Annotated in this window: 4 protein-coding genes and 1 pseudogene; 1 reads left to right on the forward strand and 4 read right to left on the reverse strand. The window is 49.5% G+C overall.

Annotation, left to right across the window (positions count from 1 at the left end):
* Positions 1 to 358, forward strand: a pseudogene (locus OSO_RS52040) (transposase); the annotation flags it as partial.
* A 136-nt stretch (positions 359 to 494) separates the two neighbouring features.
* Here OSO_RS52040 and OSO_RS0118625 read toward each other — a convergent pair.
* From OSO_RS0118625 to OSO_RS0118640, 4 genes are all read right to left on the reverse strand, one after another.
* The gene (locus tag OSO_RS0118625; protein WP_010584711.1) at positions 495 to 980 is read right to left on the reverse strand and encodes a hypothetical protein; all 486 of its coding nucleotides are present in this window, start codon (positions 978 to 980) and stop codon (positions 495 to 497) included.
* Entirely contained in the window at positions 962 to 1,636 is a 675-nt protein-coding gene (locus tag OSO_RS0118630) for a hypothetical protein (protein WP_010584712.1), read from the reverse strand. Before OSO_RS0118630 ends, OSO_RS0118625 begins: the two co-directional genes overlap by 19 nt.
* A gap of 105 nt (positions 1,637 to 1,741) precedes the next feature.
* Positions 1,742 to 2,938, reverse strand: coding sequence for a DUF2252 family protein (locus OSO_RS0118635; RefSeq protein WP_010584713.1), 1,197 nt, complete (start codon positions 2,936 to 2,938; stop codon positions 1,742 to 1,744).
* A gap of 54 nt (positions 2,939 to 2,992) precedes the next feature.
* On the reverse strand, positions 2,993 to 3,451 hold the full coding sequence (locus OSO_RS0118640) for a hypothetical protein (RefSeq protein WP_010584714.1): 459 nt from the start codon (positions 3,449 to 3,451) through the stop codon (positions 2,993 to 2,995).
* Positions 3,452 to 3,477 lie beyond the last annotated feature (26 nt).

A 3,477-nucleotide genomic window follows, 5' to 3' on the forward strand; every position in this document is an offset into this window, starting at 1 on the left:
TGTTTGCCGTTACGTCGAGCGGAATGCTGTTCGAGCCGGGCTAGTCAAGCAGGCGGAGGACTGGAGATGGGGTTCACTTTGGCGATGGATGCAACCGGCTGACCCCGATCCGGCATTGTTGTCGCCGTGGCCAATCCCTCGGTCACCCAATTGGGTCCATCGGGTCAACGAGCCTTTGACGGAGCAGGAACTTTCTGCCATCCGCAAATCCGCTCAGAAAGGCTGCCCACACGGATCGCTCGAATGGATCGAACAGGCCGCCGCACGGCTGGGTTTGGCCTCGACGCTCAGAAATCGAGGTCGCCAAAGAATCCACTTTCCAGAAATCGACGACCAAAACACCAACATTGAGTCCTGACCCCTTTGAGTTGCCCTTTTTGAGTATTGTTGAGTACGCAGTGTTTGTCATTCGTTCTGCCAGTTGGCTTATCCGCCGAGTCCTTGCCAGACTCAATGGTGGGGCGCTTATGGCTGCAATGACTCTGGTTAAATTCTCATTGAGGGCCTTTTGGCAATATCGATTCATGGCCATCAGATGACGCCTCATGCCTCAATTGAGTATTGCGTCGCTCTTGACGTGTTTCGGAGAGTTCAATTTGTCGCATCAATGTAACGCAAAAGACCGCGTTACCCAAGACAATTAACAAGATGCCCGGCGAGGCGGCGGCGAGCTTTACAGTCGCCGTTCCCGCAGACGCGTCGACTTTGAAATCACTTGTTACGCCGATCATTGCCAGTAATACACCGAGAAATAATTGGACAATCCCAAACATGCAGCCAAGACTCAGAAAGGTGAGCTTCGCATCTACGACTTTGTCGATAGAGGCGGAAAAGCAAAATGGAACAACAAGTGCAACAATCAGCCAAATTCCTAAAAGCGGAAAACCAAATTTGAGCGAGACGAAAAAGATATGTGTCAGCCGTTGCACCGAAAGTTTTCTTTGTATTTCGTCGGCTTCCGTCAATTCGCTACGGGACATATCCAATCTCCTGAACTGGAATTGAAAAACTGCAGTTTTCCATGGTCTGTTGATTGGGGAGTCGGAACCAACGGTCCACTTTCAGGCAAGGCACACGGGGCTGAAAAAGAAACAGTGGTAATGATTACGGTCCCGGAAGCATCTGGATTCGCCTCGACGAGCTCTGGCTTTAACCACTTAGTGCTGACGCGAGTATTGGTTCTGTCCCAAAGGATTATTGCGTAACGGCGCCTAAACTGTCTGCCGAGCGGCAGCGACGCAGCTTTATACGGAATGAACAAGCTAACGTGTCTAATTGTACTTTCGTTCGTTGCCGAGAATTTAACGAAATCACGAACACCCCCATCATGTGCAGAGGTATAAGCTTCACCGAGTGCATCATTCGATGGTCTCACAGGCACAAAAGCATCTTGCGAATTGTCGCCCTGGGTGTCATCGGAGTAATAGAGATGCACGGAAACATAAATGTCACCAATTCCAGCAGGCTGACGGACCTTGACATACATTAGGTCTCCCAACTGAAAGTCATCAGCCACAATCTTAGATCGGCTCATCGTCCCGGTTGCCAGCATTCCAGTCGAAGTCAACTCCTGAGCACCAGCCAAACGAGTGAAGGCTACAAGCATCACAGCAATTTCAGCAATGATCGCTTTCATAGTTGAGTCGCTTTCCGGTTGAATACCTGTTGAGAACAAAAACAGAACTGCAAGATATCATTTTCGTATCTGAAGACAACCAAGCCTCGGGAGTGTTCACACGAACTAACGATGAAGTCGTTCGCGGCGATAGGCGTGCGTAAACTCGCTCAAATCTTCCGTCGTACGTTTAGCGTAACGAACGGAAGATTTGAGCACGGCATCGAGATTCGCTCCACGAGCCCAATTTTCCAACTCCCCTTGGCGATCGAAAGTTCCGAATTTCGCCCCACGCAATTGAGACCAGCCAACCACTCGACCTATCACTTTAAGGGCTGCACTTAGTCTGGTTGGTTTTTCTCGGAAACAGTCGATCTGGCACCTGTTTTCGTCCGGAACCATCTCGCGAACTCGAAAGGATTTGCTTTGAAATTCCGCGAAGTCCAAGCCGACTGTGTTTTCCCCCTGAATTTGTCGCTGTGCGATAACAATTCGCTCGGCTTCAGTTGAATAGTACGCAGCCTGTTTTGAGGCGTCAGATATCGGGGATTGCACGGCAAGCTTGATATCCAGAAGTCGCTTGCCCTTTTTTGCCTGGGTTGCGATCAGTGCAACATATCTTTCGTTTCCGACGCTTCCAATTCCCGCGATTCTGCCCGTTACGTCCAATGCGCAGTAACCTCCCAAGTCCTTCTTGCTCTGCAAATAATCTTGCACATCGCTTTTAATTCTTGCTGCGAGCCACTCGAACAGCGCGGGTCGCAGCCGCTTGTCACGACGGATCTTGTTCCCTCTCCGATTTGTGAGTCCGGCGATCATTCGCTTGTGGGATTCGAATCTATGAGAACCGAGTACGCGGCCGATCAGATTTTTTCCGTCCTCATTATCAACACGTCCGATTTTGTTCGAATGTTGACTCTCGACGATCGTTGCACGGTACTCATCCAAAAAGATTAAAACCAAGCCTGCGGCATCGACCGGAGAGAGCTTCCAATCGACGGCCGCAAGAAGGATGCTCGACGCACAGCGAACGATATCCATACTGCATGCAGCAATCGAAGCATCGTCGAAGTCGTTGATTCCGAAGCACCAGTTTCCGTTCTCGGTTCTAAATGCTCCGAAGTTTTCGACATGTAAATCGCCACAAATCAGAATTGATGGCCCTGGGGCCGGCGGAGACAGATCGGACCAGATATCAACAAACAGATGGTTTGTCCCACGGAAGAACGCGAACGGACTGACGCTCATTCGGTCGAACTTCACTTTCAATAGAGAGGGATCTCGATCCGAATTGAATTTGATAATCTTGCCAAATACTGACATATTTCACCCGAAGCGAAATCCGGAGCTTTGTTCTTGAGCCCTTTATGAGCGAATTCATAAGTATTGTTGGATATCGGCGATTCCAACTGAAGGTAAAAAGTCCGCGTCCTGGCAAATCTTCATCGCATGCGATTTGGTAATTGCTTTTCGAGCCGATGCAGAGATGCTCGTGTCACCGTCTCCGGCAACCCATGCGCTTTGCCACAGGACAGCAAGCATGTGGACGCCATCTTTCATACATTCAATTGTTCCATCGCCGAATTCGTTCCAAATGTCTTCGGACAGCTGCTTCGGCTTTGCATCGCTGTTGATATAAAAATCGACGATCTTCCTGGGAGGAATTCGGTTAAAGACCGTTCTCATCATGGTGATTGTCAATTGAGCCGCTTCGAATCCTGATTTAATCAATTCAGTTTTCTTGACTGCACTCACCTTGCCGAGCTCCCTCAGAATCTTAACTCGATTTGAATTCACCATGCCGTCTTCGGGGAAACCAAAGGGGTCAGGACTCATTGAATTCTGTTTGACGGGCTGTTATC

The sequence above is a fragment of the Schlesneria paludicola DSM 18645 genome (assembly GCF_000255655.1).
Classification (GTDB): domain Bacteria; phylum Planctomycetota; class Planctomycetia; order Planctomycetales; family Planctomycetaceae; genus Schlesneria; species Schlesneria paludicola.